Raw genomic sequence first — 23,235 nt, 5'->3', positions numbered from 1 at the left:
CCCATGGCCTTTCTGGCCGCCGAGGACGACAATTTCTATACGCATCCCGGCATCGACATCGTGGCCATCATCCGCGCTGCCCTCCACAATCTCCAGCACGGCGGCACGGGACAGGGCGGCAGCACCATCACGCAGCAGATCATCAAGCAGCTCCTGCTGACCTCGGAGCGCAGCTACACCCGCAAGATCAAGGAGGCCATCCTTGCCTACCGGCTGGAAAACAGCCTCAGCAAGGACGAGATCCTGCTGACCTACCTCAACTATATCTATCTGGGCCAACACTCCTACGGCGTGGAAGCGGCGGCACGCACCTACTTCGGCAAGCACGCGTCCGACCTGACGCTGGCCGAATGCGCCGTCATCGCCGGATTGCCGCAGGCCCCGAGCAAGTACAACCCCTTCCGCCGTCCCGAATCCGCACAGGCCCGGCAGCGCTATGTGCTGGAGCGTATGCGGACGCTGCAATGGATCAGCGAGGAAGAATACCAGAACGCCTGCAACGAGCCTCTCGTCTACTGGAGTATGCCCGACGGACGCGGCGGCGCTGCCGACTGGTATCTGGAAGAAGCGCGCCGCCTGCTCATCGAATTTTTCACCGAACAGAACCTGCGCGCGCTCGGCATCGATACGCCGCGTTACGGCGAGGACTACGTCTATGAGGCGGGCCTGACCGTCCAGACCGCCATGGACCCCGTACAGCAGGAAGCGGCGGGCGCGGCCCTGCGTCGCGGCCTGGAAGAGCTGGACAAGCGGCAGGGCTGGCGCGGACCGGTCACCCATCTTTCCAGCAATGACCAGCGGGAGTTCCTGGAAAAGAGCGACTTTGGCCCGGACAATCTGCTGGGCGGCTCCTGGGCCAGAGCGCTGGTCACCAAGGTCGAACAGCAGCGGGTGGAAGTGGCCTTCGGCAAGGGCTATGTGGGCGTCATCCCGCTGGCCAACATGAGCTGGGCCCGTACGCCCAATCCTAAAGTGGCGGGCATGTACGCGCCGGCCATCAAGGACGCCCGTCCCGTGGTGACTCCCGGCGATGTCATCTGGGTGTCCGCCGCTGAAGAAAAGGTGACCAAGACCGATCCCAAGACCAAGAAGAAGCGTACCGAGACCGTCCCGTACGATTCCGAACGCGTACGCCCCGGCACGGCCATCCCCCTGCTGTTGCAGCAGGTGCCGGAAGTGCAGGGGGCGCTGGCCTCCATCGAACCGCAGAGCGGGGACGTGGTGGCGCTCATCGGCGGATACCAGTTCGGCAACAGCCACTTCAACCGGGCAACGCAGGCCCGGCGTCAGCCCGGTTCCAGCTTCAAGCCCATCGTCTACTCCGCGGCGCTGGACTTCGGCTTCACGCCGACCTCCGAAGTGCTGGACGGCCCCTTCGTCTACGTGAACCCCTATACCAACGAAATTTGGCGGCCGTCCAACTACGAACACAATTTCAAGGGCGTCATGCCCCTGCACAGGGCGCTGGCGCTCTCGCGCAATACGACGACCGTCCGCGTGGCCCACACCATCGGCATCGAAAACGTCATCATGCGCGCCAAGGCCCTCGGTCTGGAACCCAATTTCCCGGCGGAGCTGGCCATCTGTCTGGGCGCGGTGGACGTGACGCCGCTCAACCTCACGCAGGCCTACGCCGCCTTTGCCAACAACGGTCTGGGCGTACGCCCGCGCATCATCACCTCCATCCGCGACAGCAAGGGACGCGAGCTCTACCGGCAGGACCCCGAACACTGGCAGGCCGTCAGTCCGCAGAATGCTTTCCAGATGGCGACCCTGCTCAAGGAAGTGGTCAACGCCGGTACCGGCAGCCGTGCCCGCGTTGACGGCCATACCAATATCGCGGGCAAGACCGGCACGACCAACGAGGAACGGGATACCTGGTTCGTGGGCTTCTCGCCCTATCTGGCTACCGGCGTCTATGTGGGCTTCGACCAGGTACGTTCGCTGGGCCGCCTCGAACAGGGCGGGCGCACGGCGGCCCCCATATTCCGTTACTACCGGACAGCTGTGGAGGACCTCTACAAGGATCAGCCGCAGGAATTCGCCATGCCTCCAGGCATCACCATGTCCGGCGGGCTGGCTTTCCAGGGGGAACCGGTGCCGGGCCTTTCGGCTCTTGACGGCGGCGACGGCACGACCGACACCTCCGACGGCGGAGAGGCCCTCATGCGCCAGATGTTCTAGGGGCTGTTAACACTATTAGCTGTTTGTTTTGGGGGAAGGGGAACCCCTCGCTCTGCTGTCGATGCCCGTAGCTTCCTGCGTCGCAACGGGCACGGCCCTACGGGCCGCCTTTCGGTCGCGCTCTGCTGTCGATGCCCGTAGCTTCCTGCGTCGCAACGGGCACGGCCCTACGGGCCGCCTTTCGGTCGCGCTCTGCTGTCGATGCCCGTAGCTTCCTGCGTCGCAACGGGCACGGCCCTGCGGTCGCCGTCGGGTCGCTACCGGGGCGCGGCGGAGTCCCCCTTTCCCATGCTCTGAATCCCCTTCAACGCCCCCGCAAAGGACGGAAAATGATCCCCTACGGCTCTCTTGTGGTATACCTGACCCCAACAGGCAAGCGCTACATCAAACGACTGGAAGAAGGCAACGACTGGCACAGCAACGACGGCGTGCTGACCGCGGCGCAGGTACATGAGCTGCATTTCGGCGGCGAGGCCCGCACCTCGCTGGATGTCCCCATCCGCGTGCTGGAAGCCACGCTCTTTGACCGCCTGCAGGGCCTCAAGCGCCAGACGCAAGTCATCTATGCCAAGGACATCGCCTATATCGCCCTGCGGCTGGGAGCCGGTCCCGGCCGTACCATCATCGAGGCGGGCTGCGGCTCCGGCGGCATGACCTGCGGGCTTTCCTGGTTCTGCGGTCCCACCGGCCGGGTCGTCAGTCATGAGGCCCGTGAGGAGTTCGCCAAGCTTGCCCGCCGCAATCTGGACTGGGCCGGACTGGGCGACAATGTGACCATCCATCACCGCGACATCGCTGACGGCTTTTGCGTGGACAATGCGGACGCCCTCTTCCTCGATGTCCGGACGCCCTGGGAATATCTCGACCATGCCCTGCGCGCCGTGCGCCCGGGGGGCATGTTCGGTTTTCTCCTGCCGACGGTGGATCAGGTCAGCAAGCTTCTGCTCGGCATCGAGCAGCGCCCCTTTGCCGAGGTGGAGGTCTGCGAGATCCTCGTCAGACGCTGGAAGCCGGTAGCCGACCGTCTGCGACCCGAGGACCGCATGACGGCCCACACGGGCTTTCTGGTCTTCTGCCGCCAGCAGGAACGCAGCGAAGCCTTTGAGACCTTCGTGCCGCTGGGGACCCGCCAGCGCAAGCAGGAAGCGGCGCGGCAGGCCCGGCTGGCCGAGGCGGGCGTGGACCCGTACGCTGACGAATAGCGCAGTAAAGGGAGAGACATCCCATGAATCCGTGGTTGACGCTCATCGGCGCGGGCCTGCTCGAGATCGGCTGGCCGCTGGGCTTCAAGCTGGCCCAGCAGCCCGCATGGCGCATACCGGGGTTGATCTTCGCCGTCATCAGCATGGCACTCAGCGGCTACCTGCTGTTCCTGGCGCAGCGTCATATCCCGCTGGGGACGGCCTACGTGGTCTGGACCGGCATGGGTGCTGTGGGGACGTTCGCCATAGGCGCGATCTTCTTTGGCGACCCGCTGCATCTGGCTCGCGTGCTGGGGGTGGCGCTGATCATCGCCGGCGTGCTCATCCTCAAGCTGGCTTCGTAGTCATCATGGACGCCTGCCGGATCCCTCCGACCGCCATACCTCCCCAAGGACTTGCCAAACGGCCATAAAGAATTATTCTCGATTAGACATAACAACATCTGCGCCCTGTGCGCCAGAATAAGGAGCATCTATGCTGACCAGCGCCCGCAATGTTTTTCCGGTCACGGTGACCGCCGTCCACGGCGGGGCCGTCAATGATGAGATCGTCCTGAGCATGGAAGGCGGTCAGGAAGTGGTGGCCTCCATCACTCAGGCCAGCACCAAACGTCTCGGGCTTGCCGCCGGCAAGAAAGCGCTTGCCCTCATCAAGGCCAGCTTCGTCATCCTGCTGGAAGACGCCGAAGACTGGCTGCTTTCCACCCGCAACCAGTTCAGCGGTACCGTCAAGGCCGTGCGTCCCGGCGCGGTCAACACGGAAGTGGATATGGAATTGCCCAGCGGTCAGACGCTCTGCGCCATCGTGACGGTCGCCAGCGCAGAAAAGCTCAAGCTGGCTCCCGGCTCCCGGGTGACGGCCGCGGTCAAGGCCTCCAACGTCATCCTTGCCGTGCAGAAATAACCTTGTTCGCATCGTGGATGCCGAACAGCCCCCAGCGGACGGTCCGGCATCCCGTCAGGAGGAAAGATGTCGATCTGTCATATCCTGCATTTCAGCCCCACGGGCGGCGTGGAGCGTGTGGCACGCCTGGTGGGCGACGTTGTGGCGCAGACGCTGGGCATGGACGCCGTCGCCTGCGATCTGGCCGCCCCACATGTCGTCTGGCCTGAATTTGCCGCCGGTGATGTGGTCCTCCTGGCCGCGCCGGTCTACGGCGGACGCATACCGGGCTTCCTGGCCGAACGTCTTGAGGCGCTGCGTCCGCTCACCGACGGCAAGCAGCTCCCGGCCATCGCGCTTGTCGTTTACGGCAACCGGGCCTTTGAGGATGCCCTGCTGGAACTGGCCGACAAGGCCACTGCCTGCGGTCTGCTGGTCATGGCCGGCATGTCCGCCGTTGCCGAGCACAGCATGTGCCGCAGCGTGGCGGCAGGCCGTCCAGATGCGGAAGATGCCGTAGCCCTGCGCGATCTCGGCCGTCAGGCCGCCGAGCACCTCCGCGCGGCTCCCGTGTCCGCGCCGCACCTGCCCGGCCAACGGCCCTACCGGCAATGGCAGGCCATGCAGATAGCCCCCACCGCTTCCGTGACCTGTACGTCCTGTGGCCTCTGCGCCGCCCGTTGCCCCGCGCAGGCCATCGATCCGGCCCAGCCGCAGACGAGCGACCGGGAGCGCTGCATCCTCTGTATGCGCTGCGTCAAGATCTGTCCGGCCCGCGCCCGCGCGCTGCCCGCGCCCGTCATGGCGCTGCTGGCCGAAAAACTGGGACCCTGTCTGGAACGGCGGGACACGCCCGCACTCTATCTCTGATGCTGTCTGTCGAGGGCGGGGGACAATCTCCCGCCCCTCGACGTTTTTTGGATCATGGCGCCTTTGAAAAAAGGCAACATGTGAGGTGTCGGCACAGCGCCGCCCGGCCCAAGTCAAGCGGAAAAGGCGCTATGACTTGGCAGCTTCTTCCGCGGCCTTGAGTTCCGCGGCGGAGGGATGCGTGTAGTCGAGCACCGGGAAGTCCTCACCCAGACGGGCGCGGATGGCACGCAGCATCATGCCCTTGTTGGGGCAGGGGAAGCCGATGGGCGTTCCCTTGGTGATGCACGACGTGAGGGCCACGACTTCCGCCCCCCTGTCCTTCAACATCTGCGCCCGCGCCACGGCCCGCTTGCCGGGACAGCCGCCACAGGACACGAAGCCCACCACTTCACAGGTCCCTAAAGGCTCAAACGCCCCTTTCCCCTCTGCCGCATAGCAAAAATCCTTGGTACCGGGGCACAGGTCTTCCGTCTGCTGACACCGGATGATGCCGACTTTCTTTTTCATGACAGCTCCTTGTGGCTTTGCGTCAGGCGTCTGCCTTGCGGCGACACGCCGCTTTCATGCCGCTGGCCGAGCCACGACCGCGGGTGGCCGCACCTGACGCGGGATGTCCAGTCGCAAGGATAGTAGGCCCTCCGGCCTCGTGTGGCAAGCGGCTTTGTTCCTCTCGTCACATTCCTTTTTCACATGGGCGAAAACAGGCCACAGGACGACCATCCTTCCCTTTACGCCAAAGCTTTCGTTCTTTTAGTCACCTGTAACAGCTGCATATTTTTCGATTTTCCGCGCTTCACGAAAAAATTGTGAAAATTAACACAAAAACTTGACCTTTGCTTTTGTCGAGCCTAGGATTTTTTCCGTCAAGAGCTTTCACGTCAAGGAGGTTCCCATGTGGGACGAAAGCATGATGTATGATTCAGTAAGAGAGATCAGGACCAAAACCACCGCCTATCTCGGGGTGGGAGCCATAAACAAGATCGACGATATCTTTGCCGAATTCAAGGCTGAAGGCATCTCTGCCGTCTTGTGCGTGACGGGCGGCCACTCCTACAAGCTTTCCGGCGCGTGGGAGAAGGTAGAGGCCGCGGCAACCAAGCACGGCTTGCGGCTTTCCCTCTACAATAAGGTCACCCCCAATCCCACGACCGCCAGTGTGGACGAGGCGGCCGCACAGGGACGCGAGGCCGGAGCCGGTGCCGTGCTCTGTATCGGCGGCGGCAGCCCTATCGACTGCGGCAAGAGTGCGGCCATCCTGCTGGCCAATCCCGGTAAGACGGCGGAAGAACTTTACTGCTACAAATTCGCGCCGCGCACGGCCCTGCCCATCGTGGCCATCAATCTGACGCACGGGACCGGCAGCGAAGTGAACCGCTTTGCCGTGGCGACCATCACCCACCTGAACTACAAGCCCGCCATCGCCTACGACTGCATCTATCCGCGTTATGCCATCGACGACCCGGCGCTGATGAGCGGCCTTTCTCCCAATCAGACGCGCTATGTGTCCATCGACGCCGTGAACCATGTAGTGGAAGCGGCAACCACTACCTGCTCCAACCCCTTTGCCGTCATGCTGGCCGCGGAGACGGTACGCCTCGTCCACGCCAATCTGCCCCGCATCATTGCCCATCCCGACGATCTCCGGGCACGGTACGATCTGGCCTACGCGGCCATGATGGCCGGGACCGCGTTCGACAACGGCATGTTGCACCTGACCCATGCGCTGGAACACCCCCTCAGTGCCCTGAAACCGACACTGGCTCACGGGCTGGGGCTGGCCATGCTGCTGCCCGCCGTCGTCGAGGAGTGCTACCCCGCACGGCCGCAGGTCATGGCCCATATCCTCAAGCCCATCGTGCCCGGCCTTTCCGGTATGCCGGACGAAGCGCCCAAGGTGGCGCGTGCTGTGGAGCAATGGCTGTTCGGCCTCGGCGTGACGGAAAAGCTCACGTCCGTGGGCTTTACGGAAACGGATGTGGAGACGCTTTGCGATCTGGTGGAACAGACCCCGTCCCTGGGTCTGCTCGTCTCGCTTGCGCCGGTGGAAGGTAATCGCGAGTGCATTGCCCGCATCTACCGCAATTCGCTCGTGCCCATGCGCTAGGCGAGGCGGAGGAACAGCGCCACCCGGCCAAAACCAAACGGAAAAACCGCGTTTTTTCCGCGAAACAACAGGCCGTATGGTTTGAAACGCAAAGCGTTTCAAACGGAAAATGCGCTGGACCGACAGTCTGATCCGGAGAGGGGCTCCACGTGCTCACCGGAGAGCTCTTCTCCCGCCAGATGGAGAGCACAGGCGAATAGAGCAATTCCACATTGAAAATGTGGATTGCTCTGGTAGTCGCGAGAGCGACTACCCACAACTGAACACACGGAAAAGGCACGCTTTTTCCGTAGTGTGAGGGCAGCGCCAGCATTGAAATTGGACACGATTTCAATGCGAATCCGCTCCAGGCCCACGGGCGGCGCGTGATGGGATCCGCCGCTGTCCCCTATTCCCGCTGCATCCCCCAAGCCGGCGTCTGTCTCCTCCAGATGCCGGCGGGCCCCGCCCGGCATATACGTCCGGACGGGGCCCTGTGTTTGCGGAACGCTATGCATGAAGGACGTAAATCCCCCTTCTCTCCCCCTTTGCCAAAGCGCGCCGGGGAGGGGATGGGGGGCGTGGGGGGAAGGGGGACCCCACCCGCGCGAGGCGGGGGGTCCCCCTTCCCCCCACAATACCCCACGCAAAGCGTCAACAGACGCTAATGGCCGGTAATGGCGTATTTCTTGAGCTTGTACTGCAGGAGGCTTTTGGAGATGCCGAGCAGCTCGGCGGCCTTGACCTGCACAAGATCTGCCCGCACCAGCGCGCGGCGGATGAGCGCGGCTTCGATCTTTTCCAGCGTGTCCGCCAGATCAAGCTGGACAGGCAATAAGTCCACCGCGCTCTTGAACTGGGCGTCTTCGTCCCGGATCTCCGCGGGCAGATTGTCCACCTCGATGACCGAGCCGGGCACCAGCACGATGCAGCTTTCCACCACATTCTCCAGCTGGCGGATATTGCCGGGCCATTCGTAACCGGTCAGATAGTTGAGGGCTTCCGTACTGAAGGTCTTGGGCGGCATGTTGTTGTCCGCCGCCACCTTTTCCACAAAATGGGCCACCAGCAGAGGGATGTCCTCCCGCCGCTCGCGCAGGGGCGGCAAGGGGATCTGCACCACATTGAGGCGGTAGTACAGGTCATCCCGGAACGTCCCGGCCTCCACCATGCTCGCCAGATCCTTGTTGGTGGCGGCCACCACGCGGATATCCACCTCCACCTCTTCGCTGCCGCCCACCCGCTCGAAGCGCCGTTCCTGCAGGACACGCAGGAGCTTGACCTGCAATTCCGGCGTGAGCTCCGCGATCTCGTCCAGAAAGAGCGTACCGCCGTCCGCCTGCTCAAAACGACCGCGCCGCATGGCCACAGCTCCGGTAAAGGATCCCTTTTCGTGCCCGAAAAGTTCGCTTTCCAGCACGCCGGGATTGAGCGCCATGCAATTGACGGAAACAAAGGGCTTTTCCTTGCGCGGGCTGGAATAATGGATGGCGCGGGCCACCAGTTCCTTGCCGGTCCCCGACTCGCCGGTGATGAGCACCGTGGCGCGGCTGGGGGCCGCCCTGTCCACCATGGCCAGCACATCCCGGATGGCCCGGCTGCGCCCCACGATCTTGTGCACGCCGTACCGGTCCTCCATGGCTTCCTGCAACAGACGGTACTGCCGATGGGTCCGGGCCAATTCCGTGGCGTTGTGCAGGGAGAGCAGCAGCTCGTCATTGGAGAAGGGCTTGGTGATGTAGTCGAACGCCCCGTACTTCATGACTTCCACGGCGCTCTCGATGGAACCGAACGCCGTCATGATCAGGACGGGGATGTAAGGCCAGCTCTTCTTGACCCGCTGCAGCACCTCCCGGCCGGAGACGCGCGGCATCTTCATGTCCGTCACCACCACGTCCACCTCGCTCTCCCCCAGAAAGGCCAGCGCGGTCTCCGGGTCGCTGATGGCGGTCACGGTATAGCCTTCATCCTCCAGCAGGGTCTGCAGCACCAGCAGATAATTCTTTTCGTCATCTATGATCAGGATATGCGATTTTTCGCTCATGCGTTCTCCTTGCTTGCCGCGCTGGCCGCTCCCTCACCGGATCCGTCCGGCGGACACGGCGCTGCCGGCAGGGCGACGGTGACCACCGCGCCCCCTTCTTCACCGTTGGCCAGATGGAGCTGCCCGCCGTGGCTGGCAATGATGGACTGCACGATGGGCAGTCCCAGCCCTGTCCCGTCATCCTTGGTGGTAAAGAAGGGATCGAGCAGATTGGGCAGGATGGCCTCGTCGATACCGGGACCGCTGTCGTGGAATTCGAGGACGATCTCCCCTTGCACATGCCGGGCGCTCACCCGCATGACCCCGGGGCCGTCCATGGCCTGCTGCCCATTGGTCAGGATGTTGTAAAAGGCGCGGTAGAGCAGATCCTTGTCGCCCAGGATGAGCAGGCCTTCAGGGGTCTGCCGTTCCAGCCGCACGCCGCAACGGTTCCACTCCCCTTCCAGAAAGGCCAGCGCCTGATCCAGCACCAGATTGACGTCCACCAGATCCTGCCGGGGCTGCCGGGGCCGGGCATAGTCCAGAAAATCGTTGACGGTCTGCGAAAGGCGCACGGATTCGTCATAAATGGCGTCAAGGATACGGCGGGTCCCCGCATCCGCCTTGTCCGTCCGGCGCTGCAAAAGCTCGGCGCTGGAGCGGATGATGCCCAACGGATTGCGGATCTCGTGGGCGATGCTGGCGATGACCCGCCCCATGCTGGCCAGCTTCTCATTGCTGTGCAATTCGTTTTCCAGCTGGCGATTGCGATTCATGCGCTCGGCCAGCACTCGCTCGGCCCGATGGATGAGCATGAGCAACAGCGCGAAGAGGATCACCGACGACAACAGACACATGACCACGATGATGCCCTGAAAGGCCAGCACCTGCTCGTAGTCGCCGGTAATGTCCTGCGTCAGTTCCAGCGCCCCCATGAGCGGCGGATCGCCGCCGGCCTCCAGCGCCTCGCCCCGCAGGGGACAAAGCAGGCGCAGGACGAACGTCCCGCGTTTCAGCGGGATGTTGAACGGTGCCTGCCAGTCGGGGATGGAGGAAATGATCTCCACCTGTGCCGGACCGCCGCGCAGGACCTCTTCCAGCCCTTCCGGAGCAAGCCCTGTGCGTCCCAGATCTTCCTTATTGGTGGAGAAGGCCACCAAACGGGAAAAATCATAGATCCGCAGCCGTTCCACCGGCAGACCGTGGATGACGGAGCCGACCACCTCGCTGAGATGCTCATACTGGGAGGACTGTCGCAGAGCGATGCGTCCGTGTGCAAGGATGGTGGGCAGGGCGAAACGCCGGAAGATCTGATGGTTGAGGTTGTCCGCCAGCAGACGGGCAAACTCCTCCTGCTTGGTCAGCAGGGTCTGACGCGCCGAGTTGGAGATAAAGAAGGACAAGCCCAGACTCGTCAGCAAAATGACCACGAGAGAGAGCCAGGAAAGTGTCCGCGCATAGCTGAGCGGCAGGTCCGCCGCCGGCGCTCCGGCGGTCTCGCGGGGTTCCGGCCGGGATCTTCCCAGCCATTCTCGAATGCTGCGCATAGCTTCTTGCCCCGCAAGACTCAAAACGGCTGACGATCGGCGCTCCGCGCCAGAAACTCCCGCATAGCCGCCGCATCCTCATCCAGTCCCGGCGCGCCGAGACGAGCGTTGGCCAGTCGCTTGCCCAGCTCCACCGCGGGCTGATCCAGCGGATCGATGCCGTTGAGCCAGCCCGTCAGCAGGGTGGCCCCTTCCAGAAGAGCCATCAACGCGCCCGCGGCCTGCGGCGTGGCTTCCGCCATGTGCAGATGCGTCAACGGCAGCCCGTTCCGGCACAAGGCCATGCGCGTGCCCAGCGCCTCGGCATCCAGCAGACAGCCGAAGGGGCGGCCCGCCAGCCAGCGCCAGCGTTCCGGCATGTCCGCCGAGAAGTGCGGCCCCTTTCCGTCCGCCTGACGCACAGCGACATCCGGACCGGTCAGGAAAAGACACGCCTTGTTGCGCGGCCCGTCAAGGAACATCTGATTGATGGAGTGCTGATCCGTCACCCCCACAGCAGGCAGCGGCTGACTGCCCGTGCCCGACTTGCCGAGACTTTCGGCCCAGAGCTGGGCGAACCACGCCCCGAAGGCCGCCCACTGCGGCAGGTAACAGAAAAAGATCAGCTGGTCATAGCCGCAGCCTTCCAGCTCATGCGCCCAGGCCGCCAGACGGAAGGCCGGGTGTCCGGTCAGCTCTCCGGCGCGAGCCGCCCGAATGAGGCTCTCTCCCTGTGCGGCAGCGCCGTCCAGCAACGCCTGCCAGTCGATGCCCAGAAAAGCGGCAGGCACGATCCCCACGGCGGACAAAGCCGAATACCGGCCCCCCAGATGATCCGGCACCTCCAGCGCGGGGAGGCCATACCGCTCTGCCTCTTCGCGCAGGAAGCCCTGCCGGTCGTCCGTCACGAGCAGCACATGCTCCCGCCACGCATCCCCCAGAGAGTCCCGCAACCAGTCCCGGACCAGCAGATACTGCGCCACGGTCTCAATGGTGCCGCCGGATTTGCTCACGCACACCACCTGCGTCTCGGCGGGGACAAGGCGGTCGAGCCAGCGGGCCAGGGTCGCTTCGCACACGTTGTCCGCTATCCAGAGACTGGGGCCGTCATGGCCCGGCTCGTCCTGCTGCGGCGCAAAAGCGCGTTGCAAGGCGCGCGCGCCCAGCGCCGAACCGCCGATGCCCAGCAGCAGCATATGCCGCCGGGCCTTCAGACGGGGCAGCAGGGGAGGCAGCTCGCGCTCCAGCCGCTGCCGGAACGGCAGGTCAAGAAAAGGCAAGTGCCCCTGCTCCACCTCGGCGGCAAGACGGGACGACAGCTCGGCAGCCCGAGCGCACGGCCGCCGCAGCATATCCTCCGTCAGCCGACCGGTCGTCGCGTGAGACCAGTCCAGATAATGTGTCATGTGCTCTTCTCCCCTGCTCTTCTCTCCGCAGCCCTTCCGACGGGACGCTCGCGCCCGCTGGCGCGGGAGATCCCGTCGTCAGTCGAAAAGACTCAGCGGTCTTGGAGCAAAAAAACGCTGCCGGACATCCCGGTATGTCTGGGGACGGACGCCGAAACGCCAGCGCCACAACGGACAGGCTTCGCGCGCGGCGCACTGGCGCACTTCCCGTCTGCCGCCCGCGCAGGCAAGGCATTGCCGCCGGATCTCACGCATGGCGCGCCGGGGCGCTTCCGGGCCGCACCACAGCTCCTGCGTGCCGGGCTGGGCCGCGGCCATGCGCCACGCCCACAACGGACAGGCCGTATCGGCGCACTCCCGCACGCCCTTGGGCGAATCCCCCTGACAATCAAGACAGAATCGTCTGATGGACGCGATGCTGCCGCCGCCTGCCATGCTTTTCCCTCATTCTTGCCGTCCCTCTGCGCCGGGATCAGCCGTCCCGGCGTCTCCCGGCCCGGACCGGCCTCAGAGCGCGGTATCCTGTCTGCCTCCTGGCAGCCTTCTCCGCAGGACGCCGCTGCCGGGAAACCATCGGCCCGCTTTCGACACGGCTGCGTCCGCTGTTTGCCCGGCTCCTGCCCTGCGAAAACGATCCCACGTCTCGCGGACGGCGTCCATATGCGTCCTGCCGCCGGGCAGTCTAGCCTGCGGCTCCGCAGCACTTCTTGTATTTCTTGCCGCTGCCGCAGGGACAGGGGTCATTGCGGCCGACCTTGGGCTCGACCCGACGGTAAGCCTGCGGGCGGCGCGCCTCGCCGTCCACATAGTACAGCCTGCCGTCCTTGCGGGCGAAGAAACTGCGTTCCCCGATCTGACGAGTCACGCCTTCCAACTCATAGTATGCGTAAAATTCGGCCACGTCGTAGAGCTCGCCCTGCGGGTCCGCGGGCACCTGTTCCTGACAGGGGCCCATATCCAGCCGCAGCCAGTGCACGCCGCGCGTCTGCTCCTCAAGCGTTTCGACGGAGAGATCCTCCCGGTGATCCGGATGGGTCGTTTCCACCACATAGGCAAAGTTGCCGAGCGCGTAAGCCGTATAGCGGGAGCGCACGAGACGTTCGGCCGTATCGGCCTGCTCCGTGCCGTCCAGACAAGGGCCGCAGCAGGCAGCCAGTTCGCGGCCGCTGCCGCAGGGACAAAGTTGGGACATGCCAGTATCCTTTGCTGAAGTAACCACAGAATCTTCCAGTTAGGCCATGTTAGCCCAGAGCGCCTCATCCCGCAAGCTGTCCGCTGCTACGGGCCGCGGACTGCCCATTTTGCCGACTTTACCTTGTTCAGGGCTGGTGCTAGGCTGTTATGTTCTTTTCCCACCCCAATACGTGACGCAGTCACGCCTAGCGCCGTATACCGCCGCCCCCAGCGTGGGGCCCGACGGTTGACAGAGGTAACCATGCCCTTTCGCCCGAATCGCCCACGTGACTTTTCCGGTCAGCAGCCTCAGGAAAAACTGCTCAGCCGAGACTTCATCCTGCTGTTCTGCATGTCCATGTGCTGCAACAGCTATCTGGCCGTATTCTATTGCTTCGAACAATGGCTGGAAGGCCTTGCCGTAAGCCCCAACTGGCGCGGCATCCTGCTTGCCAGTCTGGCCGCCATGGTGCTGCTGTTCCGTCCCGTGGCCAGCGTGGTCTTCCTCAAGCGCAACAAACTGCCGCCGCTGCTCTGTACCATCATCCTATCAAGCTGCGTCATGCTGGCCTACCCGCTGGTGCCTCACGATCATGTGGTCGGGATGGTCTGGACGCTGCGTATCGTGCAGGGCATCTCGCTGGCCGTCTATTCCTGCTGTGTGGTGGCCGTCATGGTGAGCTGCATCCCCAAGGGACAGAGCGCGCGCGGTTTCGCTCTCTTCTCCCTGACCACACTGCTGCCGTACTCCATCATCCCCGCCGTGGGCGAGCGCATCCTTCCTCTGCTGGGCGGCGAGCCCTATCTTTTTGCCGCCACGGCCATGCTGGGCATCCCCGCGCTGTGCATGTTGCTGCCGCTGGCCCCCAAACTGCGCGCCTCGGAGATCCCCCCCGCGGAAGCCGATCAGCTCACGGCCCGCAAGCTCATCCATGCGGCCAGTCATTCAGGGCTGGCTTTCATCTATCTCGGCTGTCTGACCTTCAGCATCATGGTGAGCCTTGCCATCTACTTCATCAAGGGGCTGTGCGTGGAGACCGGCGCGCGGCCGGAATGGTTCTTCCTTACCTATACCATCACCATGATCCTGATCCGCCTGTTCGGCGGACATCTGCTGGATACGCTGCCCCGCTACCGGGTGGTACCCATCTGCGCATTGACCCTCGTCTGCTGTCTGCTGGGCCTGGCCTGGGCGCCGCGCAGCCTGTTCTTCCTCTGCGCCTGCTTCTACGGCATCAGCCTTGGCCTGCTCTACCCGCTGCTGGCCGCCACCGTCTACGACCGCTCCACCCCGGAGACCCGCTCCATCAATTCCAACGTGATGATGCTGACCTTCGACGCCAGCGGCATGATCGGCCCCCTTCTGGGCGGCGCTGTGGTCAACGCGGGCTGGGGGTATCGCGGCGTGTTCAGCACGGCCGCGCTGCTCATCGCCGCCTGCGGCGCCAGCATGGTGCTGGACAGACTGCGTCTTGCCTGGTGGGAACACAAGGACAAGCGGCAGCGTCTCCGCTCCTGGGAACGCTGACGGAGTGCGGATGCCGCCAGCGTCCCGCAGGTCTGACGGGCCATCTCCCGATGGCAACAACAGACGATGGCGAGACGTCGGCGTGCACGATGTTTTCCGACGGCGCAACGCCCGTGAAACGCCAGCGCCGCGCAGGCAGATACCTCCCCGTTCAGGCATCAGGGGATTGCCTAAAGCCCAAAATGAGCGAAAAAGCCGCGTGCTCCCGCCAGACGACAAGCCATCTGGTTTGAAACGCAAAACCTTTCACCCTGAAAATACTTTCCATCGACTACAAATGACGGGCGGCGGGCTTTTGACAGCCCCCGCCTGTCCTGCTGTCGGCCCTTTCCCTGTACTGACCACGCGGACGGCACAGTCCCCGTCAGCCTTTTGGCATCCCACCAGTAAAACAATCCAATACACTTATTTTATTTGCTTTATAGAGTTTGGCCCTCATCTTGCATTTAAAGTGGCAACAAGATGGCACGCTACATGTGCTCGAGGGAGGTGTCCATGTTTTTTCTGCTTGGTGGCAACAGTGAGAAAAAGGCCCGCAAGGCTGAACGGAAGCAGCATCGCAAGATGGGCGAGATGACGGATCGTGCGCGTGAGATCTTCATGGCCGGACGCTTCCCTGTGGTGACGACGGATGAAGTGGAAGGCCGCCGCATCGCCAAGGTGCTTGGTCTGGTCTGCTGCCGCGGCTTCGATTCGGAAGAAGCTTTCTTCGGCATGGCCTGCCGGGCCATGAACAAGGGAGCGCAGGCCATCGTGGGCTACAATGAAAACGTTGCCTTCCATCCCGACGGCAGCAAATATTTCTCCTGCTACGGCACGGCGGTCATGTTCGAATACGATCCCAACGATCGCGACGCCCTGCCGCTCATGTTGCAGCAGCGCTTCCGCACCCTGCAGGACGAAGGCCGCATGGACGAGGATATCCTCTAGGCCAGACTGGTACGAACATGCTGTCCGAAACATGCCTTTCGGACAGCATGATGTCAGAAAGCCCCCCAAAATCGTTTGCTGACGGATGTTTTTTGCGTCTGGTCTTTTTTGCTTGCCAAAAAATTTCTTTTGCGCTAGTTTATTTCCAAGGAGTGATAACGCCGCTCCCGGATCTTGATGTGGGCTCCGATTGGCGGAGCTGGGTTTCCCTCCCATTAAACGGCCCAACACATCGGAAAACCCCGCTTTGGCGGGGTTTTTTCCTGTTGTTTCCCCACCGATTTGCCCCCCCTACGCCCAGCGCCGCCCCTGTTCGGGGCAAGATGTATGGCCAGATCCGCCTTTTGCGCGGCGGCATCATGGTCTGGACCGCGTAGGACGGTAAACGCCCGCCGCACATCTTATACACCGTATTTCGCTAAATAAAAAAGAACCCAAGCCATATGCCTGCTTGCTCTTGGGAGCATTTTGTCTTTTCCAAAGACAAAATGCGAGGCGACAGTCCCGACCGGCCAAAATCAGGCGGCGGGATCAGGATAGGTGACGTGAGCCAGCGCCAATCCTTGCGGTGGCGCGGTAGGCGACGGCAGGGCCTGCCGATCGCAGGCGGTCAGGATGGCGGGGATAGCGTCAGGCATCAGCTTGCCAGTGCCGCAGGCGACCAGCAACCCGGCAATGTTCCTGACCATCTGCTTGAGGAAGCCGTTGGCTGTGATGCGCAAACGGATGCGCGGCAAGTGCGGCGGCAGGAATTCCTCGGCAGGGCATTCCGTCAGATCCCCTTCCAGTATCCGCCGCACTGTCCCTTCCAGAGGGGTGCCGGCATTTTGCAGACTGGCAAAGTCATGCTCGCCCAGCAGCATACGCAGCGCCTCGCGCATGGGCGGCAGGGACACAGGACCGCAGGCCCAGACATAGGGCGCAAGGCGTGGCGGCACAAAGGCGCGATCCTGCCAGAGGTCATACACATACGTCTTGTGCAGAGCATCCAACCGTGCATGGAAGCGCGGATGCGCCTCCTCTGCCGACAGCACGCGGATATCCGGGGGGAGCAGGCAGTTGAGCGCGTGCCGCCACGGCAGCCCGGCCCGACTGTCCGGCACGTCCACATGCGCCACCTGCCCGTGCGCATGTACGCCCGCATCCGTGCGACCCGAACCAAACAATCTCACCGGACAGGCGCAAAGGCGGCCAAGCGCCTTCTCACCTTCTCCCTGAATGGTGAGCGGGGCCTTGGCCGCCTCCTGGATCTGCCATCCGCTGTAACGACTGCCGTCATAAGCCAGCAGAAGCCGCAGGCGCATCGCTAGGGCGTCCTCATGCGGGTGATGATCTCCGTAAACTTGGCGGTCTTTTCCGGGTTGGTATAGGTCAGGATCTCGCCGGACTGCTTGGGAGCCATGCCGGAGAGGATGCGCACAGCCACGCGCTCATCCATATTTTCCAGCGCCTTGGCGGCCACGCGCGGCTTCATGTTGGCGTACATCTGGATAAGCGAGCGCACCTTCTGGTCCTCAAGGGAACGGGCATCGCGGATGAGCTCCTGCATACGCTTCTCGGCCCCTTCCAGCTCCTTGAGACGCTGGTCCATCTGCTGGCGCAGCACAAGCATATCCTGCTCCTGACGAGCCAAGTCCTGCGCCTTTTCGTTAGGATCGTCCGGCAGGGTCATGGGACGGATGGTCGGAGCCGGAGCGCGCGCCACGTCCGAAGAAGCCTGCGGCAGAGGCGGCAGATCCGCCGCATTGGCCCGCCGGGGTTCCGCCCGTCCCGACGCGATGTCCTCGCCACGGGGGATATTGGGAGGAATGGCCGGCGCTCCCGGCATGACGGTGGCGTTCTGCTGCGCTGCGGGCGCAAAGCTGGTATTGCCCACCCGGTCAGCCACGGAAGGCACCGGCATGTCCTGCGCCGCCGCATGGGCCGTCTTGACGCTGCCCAGCCGGGGGATGGGCAGATTGCTCAGGCCCAGCATGTCCATGATGCCTTCTTCCTTCGGACGCGCATTTCTGGCCAGCCCGGCTTCCAGCAAGGGCGGCTCGGCCAGCTGGGGAGCCCGAACGAAGGGGCTGTCCGCACTGGGGATGATGCCTCCCGCATCCTCCTGTGCCGCCGCGACGGATGTGGCCGTGGCGGCACTGTCGTCCAGACCGGAGGAGATGGTGGACGGACGCGCGGCGGGCCGGGCCTCGGCGGCCAGCCTGGCGGCTTCGGCCCCTTGCGGCTCCTTGCCCTTTTCCGGCGAACCTTCGGCGGTTTCGGCAGCCTTCTGCTTCGCCGCCGCGAGCGCCTCAGGTACGGCCTCTTCCGGGGCCGCGCCCGTATCCGCCTCCTCGGCGGAAGCGGTCAGCTCCTCTGCCTCGTCATCCGGCCGTATGTCCGCCTGAGCGACATCTCTGACGTCCTCGTGCACCTTGCCCCAGTCCACATCCAGCAGCAGCGCGCCGAAAAGGCAGAGCTTGAAGACGCACAACAGCGCCAGCAGGCGGTACAGCTTAAAAAGTCGGAGCCTTGTAACGGAGTGTGGCGATTTCGTCATTGAAGCGCTGCTCCTTCATGCGCTCATCGTGCATATAATGTTGCTTCTGGCGTTCCTTGAGCTTGTCGAGGATCTTGCGGTCCATCGCCCGCTGCGCCAGTATCCTGCGGGATTCTTCCACCATGTTTTCCGCAGCGCGAAGCTGCACCGCCGTGGCGGCCATGTCGGCCTTGAGCCCCTTGACGAAGTGCTCCAGCAGCCAGCGTTCTCCCGCGTTGCTCGGCGGATGGGTATACAGGCGTTCTTCCTGTTCCATCAGCTCCTTGCGGATGAGCTCCAACCGGGTGCGGAGCTCATTGCGCTGCTGTTCGGCCTTGGCCAGTCTGACCTTGGCCTCTTCTTCCAGCTGCTCGCGGTAATCGAGCACCTTCTGCATACTGAAATGAAAGGGCATGGGCGCCTTCTTTTTGACGGTATCAAAGCACGCCCATACCATATGCAAAATGCGTGCAAACTAGAACATTTTCCGTTTGAAACGTTTCACGCCCCAAACCACCCGGCCTGTCGCTGCGCGGAAAAACGCGGTTTTCCCCTTGTGCTGGGCCGGACGGAGCCATGCCACCGCCTCGCGTTTTTGCCTTTTTCCATGGCAAAACGCTCGGAACGCTATCCGCGACATACGCTTGCGGCGACTGCGATCGGACATCCCCTCTGTGACGGTCCTTCAACGCCCGGCGGACGTGAACGGCGCGGCATGATTGACCGGCCCGCATCCCTTGCCCGGCGCGTAACTCTTGCGCAACGCCAGATTGAGGTACTCCTGCGCATGTTTCACGGCCACCGGGAGCGGTTCGCCCTTGCCCAGCCCCGTGGCGATGGCGGCGGAAAGGGTGCAGCCGGTACCATGATTGTTCTCCGTCTCCACCTTGGGCTGCGGGAGCGTTTTGGGGGCCTCGCCCTTCACGAGCAGGCAGTCCGTCACCACGACGGAGCTTTCCATGTGCCCTCCCTTGATGAGGACGGCGCGGGCCCCCATGTCCAGCAGCTTCTCCCCCGCGGCAAAAGCGTCCTCGATGGACTGGATGGTCATGCCGGTCAGCGCTTCGGCTTCGGGGCGGTTGGGCGTCAGGAGCGTGCTCAGGGGGATCATCTCCTCCTTGAGCGCGGCAATGGCGTCCTCCTGCAGGAGGGGGCTGCCGCTCTGGCTGATGGAAACAGGGTCCACCACCAGCGGGAAAGCGACGTTACGCAGTTCGGCAGCCAGCGCACGGATGATCCCCGCCGAAAAGAGCATACCCGTCTTGGCGGCCGCCACGGGAAAACCTTCCAGCACGGTACGCAGCTGCAATACGGCGAATTCCGGCTCCGGGGCATGGATGCCCCGCACACCCAGCCCGTTCTGGGCCGTCAGCGCGGTGATGACGCTCATGCCGTAGCCGCCGAGGGCCATGATGGTCTTGAGATCGGCCTGTATGCCGGCCCCGCCGCCGGAGTCCGACCCGGCAATGGTAAGGATGTTCGGTGGCTGCAACATGGGCAAGACTCCTTTGTCTTCGGCGGCGCCGCCTGCTTTCGACGGCTCCCGCAGTATACTAAACGGAAAAAGGCGGGCTAACTATAGCCCGCCCGTTGTCGATGCGCAATCCCGCCGCAGGCGGAAACTAAACGCTGTCTATGTCCGGCGCGCCGGCAATGGGCTTGCGCGCCAGCGCAAGGAAAGCCGCCAGCGTCACCACCGCGCAGATGATGCCGATGGTGTCGGAGATGCCGATGGTCATGCCGAAGCCCATGTTCGGCTCGAAGCAGATGTAGGAGATGCAGACCGAGGTCATAAAGACCGCGGGCACGGTGCAGATCCAGTGCAGAAGGTGCTTGCGGTAGAGGTAGCCCGCCGCCGCCCAGAGCACGATGGCCGCCAGCGCCTGGTTGGCGAAACCGAAGTAGCGCCAGATGATGTTGAAGTCCACGTTGGCCAGGATGATGCCGATGACGAAGATGGGCACGGCGATGATCAGACGCGAAGCGACGGAACGCTGCGAGAAGTTGAACACTTCCGCAATGGTCAGGCGCGCGGCGCGGAAAGCCGTGTCGCCGGAGGTCACGGGCAGGGCCACCACGCCGAGGATGGCCAGCACGCCGCCAAAGGAACCCATGAGGGCAAGGGATGTCTCGGTCACCACGTTGCCGGGGCCACCGGCCTTGAGGGCCGCATTGAGCAGTTCGGGGCTCTGGTAGAAGGTCATACCCACCGTGGCCCAGACAAGGCCGATGAGCCCTTCGGCCACCATGCCGCCGTAGAAGACAGCCCGTCCCTGCCGCTCGTTGGCAAGACAACGGGACATGAGCGGCGACTGCGTGGCATGGAAACCGGAAAGCGCCCCGCAGGCGATGGTGATGAAGACCATCGGATAAACGGGCAGACCCTCAGGATGGGGATTGCGCCATTCCAGCCAGCTGTAGAACTCCTTGCCGGAAACGAACATGCCCACGGTCATGCCCACGGCCATGATGATGAGCACCGCCCCGAAAATGGGGTAGAGACGCCCGATGATCTTGTCGATGGGCAGGATGGTGGCCAGGAAGTAGTACACGAAGATCACCGCGATCCAGAAAGTGAGATTGAGGGATTCCGGCGTCAGCTTGGCCAGCAGGCCGGCCGGGGCCGCCACGAAGACCACCCCCACCAGCAGGAGCAGCACCACGGAAAAGACGCGCATGACGTACTTGGCGATATTGCCGAGATTGTAGCCCACGATGGTGGGCACGTTGGCCCCGCCGTAGCGCAGCGACAGCATCCCGGAAAAATAGTCATGCACGGCCCCGGCGAAGATGGTGCCGATGACGATCCAGAGCAGGGCGGACGGCCCGTAGAGCGCGCCCAGGATGGGCCCGAACACCGGCCCCACGCCCGCGATGTTCAAAAGCTGGATGAGCCAGACTTTCCACATCGGCATCTCAACATAGTCGACACCGTCGGCCATGGTCTGGGCCGGCGTGGGACGCTTGGGATCGGCGCCGAAGATCTTGGCCACCAACGTTCCGTAAATGGCGTACCCGACGACGAGCGCCACCACGGCAAGAACAAAATACAGGAATGTAGGCATACAAAGCCTCCCGGAACAGAAGTTTGCCGCAAGAAGCCGGAAAAGCGACGTTTGCGGCCTATCGAGAACGTTTCTCCCCTAGCACGCCCCCCCGCGCCCGTCAAGACGGGACGAGCCGTAGCATCTCCAGCTTGCCGGCGCCGCCTGTGGAAAATCACTTCACAGCGTTCAGGAGCAATGCTAGGGTGCAGGACGCATGACCGTGCCGCCCTGTCCGGAAGAACAGTCCACGGCCATTTCCGTCTGCCCGATCCGCTCCGGCGGCCTCCTCCCACGGGAAGCGGATCCACCGCCTGACGGCCGCAGCGTCTGTCCGGACATCAGCACGCCCGCCTTTCCTACAGCAAGGATCTTTCCCATGAAAACGGAACGTCGTACGCTCCCCACGACTGACATCAGCGAACTGCCCAAACCGCGCCCCGGCCGCAGCGGCTTCCGGCTGGCCCTGCTGGCCGTGCTGGCCCTCCTTGTGGTCTCCGCTGCCGCCTATTGGCTGACGCGCGATGAGGCCACGCGGGAGACTTTACGAAAACAGGCCGTTACCGCCATCGACAACGTCACGGAAGGAACGCCTCTTGCCGGTGTCAGCACCCTGCTGACGCCGCCGCCACCTCCGCCTCCGCCGTCCGTGCTCAATCCGCCCACAGCGCCGGGCACGCTGGCCGGTCCCACCGTCCAGGGCAGCGTCGGCACGCCGGTGGATACGTCCATGATGCCGGGAGCGCCGCAGGACGGCGGGCCGCAGGTCGTTGCGCCCAAGGTGGTGGAAGATACCCGGGTCCGTTTCGGCTTCGTGGACGACCTGGCCGCCTATCTGGTGGAAAGCTATACCCCCGGAGCGCGCGGCGGCAGTCTGGCCATCAGCCCGCAAAGCCTCAACAGCCGTTACGGCGTCAATCTGACCGGTCTGGACGGCGGCGCGCAGGGCGGACGGGAAGGCGTGCTGCATTACGCCTTCCATCCCACCATGCTGCACGGCCTCTATAATCTGTATGTTGAACGCTTCCTGGAAGCGGTCGCGCTGGAGAGCCAGCTGCCGCACAAGGGCCGGACGCTGACGCAGGCCCAGGCCCGGCAGATGTACATGGTCTTTGCCGGACGCCTGGTGACGACGGCCGCGGCCCTCGATGCCGTGCTGAAAGTGCCCGATCTGCGTGGGCAGCTCGACCAGCTGCAGGCAAAGGGGGATGCGGTGCGCGAGATCGGCGGACAGATGACCAATGCCGTCTACGCGCTCGACGAACAGCGACAACAGGGAGCCACCGAGACCGAACTGGCTGCCGCCCAGCTGGCGGTGGACAGCCTCGGCACCCGCTACCGCAAGGCCGTGGACGAACAGGATGCCGTGCGGCGCGATCTCGTCAACAGCATCCGGACGCACGGCGCGCAGGGTATGGACGAGGATACCGTCCTGTTCATGGCCCGCTGGGTAGACCGGCGTCTGCGGCAAGATCCTGACGCCCGGTCCGCCGTACAGGCGGGCATCGGCATCCTGCGCGATCTGGGACGGCGCTTTGCTCAGGGCGGCGCCAGCGGCGTTCTGGTACAGCCCCGTCCGGCGGCCGCTCCACAGTCTGCCGCGGAGACTCCCGCCACGGCCCCGACGACAGCCGCCCCCGCACAGGCCGGGCAACAGCCTTCCACCGCCCTTCCCTCCGGCGCGCAACCGCCCGCCCGCCCGGCACGGCGCGCGCCGCTCGGCTCGCCTGACTACCGCCCGCCGCAGGCCCCTCCCGCCGCGCCCGCTCAAACGCCGCCCCTGCCGCCTTCGGAGGAATCCTCCACGCCGCCGCTGCGCATCCCGCCCGCAGTGTCTTCTCCGACGGGACAACAGAGGTAACG

General features: G+C 63.8%; 20 protein-coding genes. 9 read left to right on the top strand and 11 right to left on the bottom strand.

What is annotated here, in order from left to right:
* The 5 genes from Q0K00_RS01300 to Q0K00_RS01280 form a co-directional block, all read left to right on the top strand.
* The coding region (locus Q0K00_RS01300) for a penicillin-binding protein 1A (protein WP_297226764.1) at nt 1–2,184 on the top strand (2,184 nt) is incomplete at its 5' end.
* Nucleotides 2,185–2,513: 329 nt separating this feature from the next.
* Complete coding sequence (locus Q0K00_RS01295; protein WP_297226763.1) at nt 2,514–3,386, top strand: tRNA (adenine-N1)-methyltransferase; 873 nt, start codon at nt 2,514–2,516, stop codon at nt 3,384–3,386.
* A 23-nt stretch (nt 3,387–3,409) separates the two neighbouring features.
* Nucleotides 3,410–3,730: a multidrug efflux SMR transporter gene (locus Q0K00_RS01290; RefSeq protein WP_297226762.1), complete on the top strand. Its 321-nt coding sequence runs from the start codon at nt 3,410–3,412 to the stop codon at nt 3,728–3,730.
* A 130-nt stretch (nt 3,731–3,860) separates the two neighbouring features.
* Entirely contained in the window at nt 3,861–4,289 is a 429-nt protein-coding gene (locus tag Q0K00_RS01285; RefSeq protein WP_297226761.1) for a TOBE domain-containing protein, read from the top strand.
* Between the two features lie 66 nt (nt 4,290–4,355).
* Nucleotides 4,356–5,138, top strand: coding sequence for a 4Fe-4S binding protein (locus Q0K00_RS01280; RefSeq protein WP_297226760.1), 783 nt, complete (start codon nt 4,356–4,358; stop codon nt 5,136–5,138).
* Nucleotides 5,139–5,267: 129 nt separating this feature from the next.
* Here Q0K00_RS01280 and Q0K00_RS01275 read toward each other — a convergent pair whose 3' ends face one another.
* Nucleotides 5,268–5,648: a CGGC domain-containing protein gene (locus Q0K00_RS01275; protein ID WP_297226759.1), complete on the bottom strand. Its 381-nt coding sequence runs from the start codon at nt 5,646–5,648 to the stop codon at nt 5,268–5,270.
* A 385-nt stretch (nt 5,649–6,033) separates the two neighbouring features.
* On the opposite strand from Q0K00_RS01275, the gene Q0K00_RS01270 reads away from it, so the two are divergent.
* Nucleotides 6,034–7,245, top strand: coding sequence for an iron-containing alcohol dehydrogenase (locus Q0K00_RS01270; RefSeq protein ID WP_297226758.1), 1,212 nt, complete (start codon nt 6,034–6,036; stop codon nt 7,243–7,245).
* 643 nt (nt 7,246–7,888) lie between these two features.
* On the opposite strand, the gene Q0K00_RS01265 is transcribed toward Q0K00_RS01270, so the two are convergent.
* The 5 genes from Q0K00_RS01265 to Q0K00_RS01245 form a co-directional block, all read right to left on the bottom strand.
* A complete protein-coding gene (locus tag Q0K00_RS01265; RefSeq protein WP_297226757.1) occupies nt 7,889–9,268 on the bottom strand; it encodes a sigma-54 dependent transcriptional regulator in 1,380 nt (459 codons plus the stop codon).
* A complete protein-coding gene (locus Q0K00_RS01260; protein ID WP_297226756.1) occupies nt 9,265–10,794 on the bottom strand; it encodes an ATP-binding protein in 1,530 nt (509 codons plus the stop codon). Before Q0K00_RS01260 ends, Q0K00_RS01265 begins: the two co-directional genes overlap by 4 nt.
* A gap of 20 nt (nt 10,795–10,814) precedes the next feature.
* Entirely contained in the window at nt 10,815–12,179 is a 1,365-nt protein-coding gene (locus Q0K00_RS01255) for a glucose-6-phosphate isomerase (protein WP_297226755.1), read from the bottom strand.
* 78 nt (nt 12,180–12,257) lie between these two features.
* The gene (locus tag Q0K00_RS01250) at nt 12,258–12,614 is read right to left on the bottom strand and encodes a hypothetical protein (protein WP_297226754.1); all 357 of its coding nucleotides are present in this window, start codon (nt 12,612–12,614) and stop codon (nt 12,258–12,260) included.
* Nucleotides 12,615–12,861: 247 nt separating this feature from the next.
* Entirely contained in the window at nt 12,862–13,371 is a 510-nt protein-coding gene (locus Q0K00_RS01245) for a YchJ family protein (protein ID WP_297226753.1), read from the bottom strand.
* A gap of 243 nt (nt 13,372–13,614) precedes the next feature.
* Here Q0K00_RS01245 and Q0K00_RS01240 point away from each other — a divergent pair, with 243 nt between their 5' ends.
* Together Q0K00_RS01240 and Q0K00_RS01235 are read left to right on the top strand one after the other, a co-directional pair.
* Entirely contained in the window at nt 13,615–14,880 is a 1,266-nt protein-coding gene (locus tag Q0K00_RS01240; protein WP_297226752.1) for an MFS transporter, read from the top strand.
* A 495-nt stretch (nt 14,881–15,375) separates the two neighbouring features.
* Entirely contained in the window at nt 15,376–15,810 is a 435-nt protein-coding gene (locus Q0K00_RS01235) for a hypothetical protein (RefSeq protein WP_297226751.1), read from the top strand.
* A 518-nt stretch (nt 15,811–16,328) separates the two neighbouring features.
* Here the strand turns inward: Q0K00_RS01235 and truA are convergent.
* The 5 genes from truA to Q0K00_RS01210 all read right to left on the bottom strand — a co-directional run bounded on the left by truA (nt 16,329) and on the right by Q0K00_RS01210 (nt 21,393).
* Entirely contained in the window at nt 16,329–17,114 is a 786-nt protein-coding gene (truA, locus tag Q0K00_RS01230; RefSeq protein ID WP_297226750.1) for a tRNA pseudouridine(38-40) synthase TruA, read from the bottom strand.
* A 2-nt stretch (nt 17,115–17,116) separates the two neighbouring features.
* Nucleotides 17,117–18,349, bottom strand: coding sequence for a hypothetical protein (locus Q0K00_RS01225; RefSeq protein WP_297226749.1), 1,233 nt, complete (start codon nt 18,347–18,349; stop codon nt 17,117–17,119).
* Nucleotides 18,306–18,743 (bottom strand): flagellar export protein FliJ, encoded by a 438-nt coding sequence (fliJ, locus tag Q0K00_RS01220; RefSeq protein WP_297226748.1) that lies wholly within the window; start codon nt 18,741–18,743, stop codon nt 18,306–18,308. Before fliJ ends, Q0K00_RS01225 begins: the two co-directional genes overlap by 44 nt.
* A 270-nt stretch (nt 18,744–19,013) precedes the next feature.
* Nucleotides 19,014–19,823, bottom strand: coding sequence for a bifunctional hydroxymethylpyrimidine kinase/phosphomethylpyrimidine kinase (gene thiD / locus Q0K00_RS01215; protein ID WP_297226747.1), 810 nt, complete (start codon nt 19,821–19,823; stop codon nt 19,014–19,016).
* 127 nt (nt 19,824–19,950) lie between these two features.
* Entirely contained in the window at nt 19,951–21,393 is a 1,443-nt protein-coding gene (locus Q0K00_RS01210; protein WP_297226746.1) for a carbon starvation protein A, read from the bottom strand.
* Between the two features lie 358 nt (nt 21,394–21,751).
* On the opposite strand from Q0K00_RS01210, the gene Q0K00_RS01205 reads away from it, so the two are divergent.
* The gene (locus Q0K00_RS01205; RefSeq protein WP_297226745.1) at nt 21,752–23,233 is read left to right on the top strand and encodes a hypothetical protein; all 1,482 of its coding nucleotides are present in this window, start codon (nt 21,752–21,754) and stop codon (nt 23,231–23,233) included.
* Nucleotides 23,234–23,235 lie beyond the last annotated feature (2 nt).

Origin of the sequence: uncultured Desulfovibrio sp., from assembly GCF_944327235.1 — a bacterium.
GTDB lineage: Bacteria > Desulfobacterota > Desulfovibrionia > Desulfovibrionales > Desulfovibrionaceae > Desulfovibrio.
This window is presented reverse-complemented; position numbering and strand designations above follow the sequence as displayed.